We start from the raw sequence: 3,629 nt of genomic DNA, 5'->3' as shown, positions 1-3,629 counted from the left end.
ATGCGGCACCTCCTCGGCGCGTTGCGCAGCGATTCGCGGCGACATGTCCGGAATTGCCGCTGAGGGCATCCAAGCACCGCGGGACCCGCGCGGGAGCGGCGGCACGCGGGTCCGCACCCGGAGTGCCCCGGAGGCGTGAACGGAAACCCGGACGGGCCCGACCGCGCAACCGGCCTTCCGGACCGGCAAGTTGCCGCCGGGGGGGCCGAAGGACACGTGTTGCCCGGCATCGACACCTGGTCCGTACCAGAGTATTGACGGCCCCTTATCTCACCCCTTAAATCAAGACACGCATCCCCACGGGATCCCCACGACGACCCCCACGAGAAACGGAGAGCCATGGCCTCCCCACGCCTGCTCCGCAGATGTCTCCTCGCCGCCCTGTCCGCGGCGCTGATCGGTTCCGCCGCCGTCGGTCCGGCGCACGCCGGGAGCGCCGCCCCGACGGCCGCGGCCGTCACCACCTTCTCCGACACCTTCGACGGACCCGCGGGCGCGGCGGTCGACGGCTCCAAGTGGACGCTGGAGACCGGCGACAACGTCAACAACCACGAGCGGCAGTACTACACCTCGGGCACGAAGAACGCGGCCCTGGACGGCCAGGGCCATCTGGTGATCACGGCCCGCAAGGAGAACCCGGCCGGCTACCAGTGCTGGTACGGCAGCTGCCAGTACACCTCGGCCCGGCTGAACACCGCCGGCAAGTTCACCGCCCAGTACGGCCATGTCGAGGCCCGTATGAAGATCCCGCGCGGGCAGGGCATGTGGCCGGCGTTCTGGATGCTCGGCACGCCGGTCAACTGGCCGGACTCGGGCGAGATCGACGTGATGGAGAACGTCGGCTTCGAACCGTCGACCGTGCACGGCACCATCCACGGCCCCGGCTACTCCGGCTCGGGCGGCATAGGCGCGGGCTACACCCTGCCGAACGGGCAGGCCTTCGCGGACGCCTTCCACACCTTCGCCGTCGACTGGGCCCCCGACTCGATCACCTGGTCGGTGGACGGGAACGTCTACCAGCGTCGCACGCCCGCCGATCTGGGCGGCAAGACCTGGGTGTTCAACAAGCCGTTCTTCCTGATCCTGAACCTCGCGGTGGGCGGCTACTGGCCCGGCGACCCGGACGGCTCCACGCAGTTCCCGCAGACGCTGCTGGTGGACTCGGTGTCGGTGACGACGAGCGACAGCGCCGCCGGGGTGCCGATCCGGGGCCTGGCGGGCAAGTGCGTGGACGTGGCCGGAGCGAACCCCGCGAACGGCACCCCGGTCCAGCTCTACGACTGCAACGGCACGAACGCGCAGGCGTGGACCGTCGGCTCGGACGGCACACTGCGGGCGCTCGGCAAGTGCCTGGACGTCAGCGGCGGCGGCACCGCCGACGGCACCCCCGTCCAGCTGTGGGACTGCAACGGCAGCCCCGCCCAGAAGTGGGCCCTCCCGGCGGCCCGCGACATCGTCAACCCGCAGGCGGACAAGTGCCTGGATGTCACCGGGAACAACTCGGCCAACGGGACGCGGCTGCAGATCTGGACCTGCACGGGCGGCGCCAACCAGAAGTGGACGGTCGGCTGACCGGTCCGCTCAGCGCGGCCGCCAGGTGTACTTGTCCCCGCCCACGAACCGGATCACGTCCGGATCGTCCAGGTCATGAATGGTGATGCCGTAGGAGGCCGCCGCCTCCAGGACGTCCGTGACGTTCCTGGCCTCACCGACCACCTGACCGTCGATCTCCATGATCCGGAACGGCGGCTCACCCGGCTTGCCCGGGCACACGCCGTGGACCAGGATCCGCGGGTGGGATATGTGGGGAGCTGCTTGTTCGGTCATGAATAGAGCCTAGAACGCTCGGCGGGCCGACGGGCGGTCCGCGGCGGCCGGCAACGGGACCGTGAGCGTCCGCCGCGGGCGGTCGTTCACGGTCGGCGCCAGTCGTCGCTGGTCAGATGGGATCCGGCCTGCGGGCCCATGCGCAGCATGCCGCCGTCGACGCTCCAGGAGGCCCCGGTGACGTACGAGGCGTCGGGGCTCGCCAGGAACGCGATCACGGCGGCGACCTCGCGGGCGTCGCCGGGCCGGCCGAGCGGCACGCCGGGGCGCCGCACGGTGCGCACGTCGGTGTCCTCCTGGCCGGTCATCGGGGTGGCGATCTCACCGGGCGCGACCGCGTTCACCGTGATGCCGTGCTCGGCCAGTTCCAGGGCCATCACCTGGGTGAGCAGGCCGAGCCCGCCCTTGGCCGCGCAGTACGGGGCCGCGCCGACCCGGGGCTGGTGCTCGTGCACCGAGGTGACGTTGACGATCCGGCCGCCGTCGCCCTGCTCGATCATCCGTCGCGCGGCCCGCTGGCCCAGCAGGAAGGGGCCGACGAGGTCGACGTCCAGGACCCGGCGCACGTCCTCCAGGGTGAGGTCGAGGTACGGCGTCATCGTGCCCGTACCGGCGTTGTTGACCAGGACGTCGATCCGGCCCAGCTCCGCGCACAGCTCGTCCACGGTGTCGGCGGCCTCGGGCAGCCGGGTCAGGTCCAGCCGGGACACGACGGCGCGGCGGCCGCGCGCGCGGACCTGCTCGGCCGTCTCCTCGGCGCCCTTGTCGTCGGTGTGCCAGGTGATCCCGACGTCCAGTCCCTCCTCGGCGAGGCGTACGGCGGTGGCGCGGCCGATGCCGGAGTCCGCGCCGGTGACGATGGCCGCTTTGGGCATGACCGGCCTCCTTTCGGTGAGCGTGGGCATGGCAGTACCCGGGGGCGGGGTGCGCAAACGGGGTGCGCCGTGAGGCCCGGGGCGCGGGTGGTGCGGGCCGGCGCGCGTGGTTCCCCGCGCCCTCGCCGGGCGCCGGTGTGAACCTTGAGTGCATGGAACCCGTCGCCGCTCTCGACCGGATCGCGTTTCTGCTGGAACGGGCGCTCGCGCCCAGCTACCGGGTACGGGCCTTCCGTACCGCCGCCCGGGCGCTGGCCGCACTGCCCGGGGACGAGGTGACCGAGCGGGCCGCCGCCGGGACGCTGGAGTCGCTGAAGGGGGTCGGGCCGAAGACCGCGCAGGTGGTGCGGGAGGCGCTGGCCGGTGAGGTGCCCGGCTATCTGCGCAGGCTGGAGGAGGAGGCCGGGGCGCCGCCCGAGGGGCCGGGGGCCGGGCTGCGGGCTCTGCTCCGCGGGGACTGCCACACGCACTCGGACTGGTCCGACGGGGGCAGCCCGATCGAGGAGATGGGGCGGACGGCCGCCGGGCTGGGGCACGAGTGGGTGGCGCTCACCGACCACTCCCCCCGGCTGACCGTGGCCCGGGGGCTGTCGGCCGAGCGGCTGCGGGAGCAACTGGCGGTGGTGGCGGAGCTGAACGCGCACTGGGCACCGTTCCGGCTGCTCACCGGCATCGAGTGCGACATCCTGGAGGACGGCTCGCTGGACCAGGAGCCCGAACTGCTGGAGCGGCTCGACGTGGTCGTGGTCTCGGTGCACTCCAAACTGCGGATGGACGCCCGGGCCATGACCCGCCGCATGGTGACCGCCGTACGCGATCCGCACGCCGACGTCCTCGGGCACTGCACCGGGCGCCTGGTGACCGGGCGGGGGCGCCCGGAGTCGGCGTTCGACGCGGACGAGGTGTTCGCCGCGTGCGCCGGGGCGG

At 72.7% G+C, this 3,629-nt stretch carries 4 protein-coding genes; 2 read left to right on the top strand and 2 right to left on the bottom strand.

Annotated elements, in window-relative coordinates; genetic code table 11:
* Positions 1-339 precede the first annotated feature (339 nt).
* Positions 340-1,572: a glycoside hydrolase family 16 protein gene (locus H5J33_RS27335; RefSeq protein ID WP_181797508.1), complete on the top strand. Its 1,233-nt coding sequence runs from the start codon at positions 340-342 to the stop codon at positions 1,570-1,572.
* Between the two features lie 9 nt (positions 1,573-1,581).
* Here H5J33_RS27335 and H5J33_RS27330 read toward each other — a convergent pair whose 3' ends face one another.
* Both H5J33_RS27330 and H5J33_RS27325 read right to left on the bottom strand, forming a co-directional pair.
* The gene (locus tag H5J33_RS27330) at positions 1,582-1,827 is read right to left on the bottom strand and encodes a hypothetical protein (RefSeq protein ID WP_181797507.1); all 246 of its coding nucleotides are present in this window, start codon (positions 1,825-1,827) and stop codon (positions 1,582-1,584) included.
* 86 nt (positions 1,828-1,913) lie between these two features.
* Positions 1,914-2,702, bottom strand: coding sequence for an SDR family oxidoreductase (locus tag H5J33_RS27325; protein ID WP_181797506.1), 789 nt, complete (start codon positions 2,700-2,702; stop codon positions 1,914-1,916).
* Positions 2,703-2,854: 152 nt separating this feature from the next.
* On the opposite strand from H5J33_RS27325, the gene H5J33_RS27320 reads away from it, so the two are divergent.
* Positions 2,855-3,629 (top strand): PHP domain-containing protein (locus H5J33_RS27320; RefSeq protein ID WP_181797505.1); only part of this gene is annotated, 775 nt, incomplete at its 3' end.

The sequence above is a fragment of the Streptomyces sp. WELS2 genome, assembly GCF_013870595.1.
GTDB lineage: Bacteria > Actinomycetota > Actinomycetes > Streptomycetales > Streptomycetaceae > Streptomyces.
Note: the sequence above shows the minus strand (reverse complement) of the source record. Positions and strands in the feature narration are given on the sequence as shown.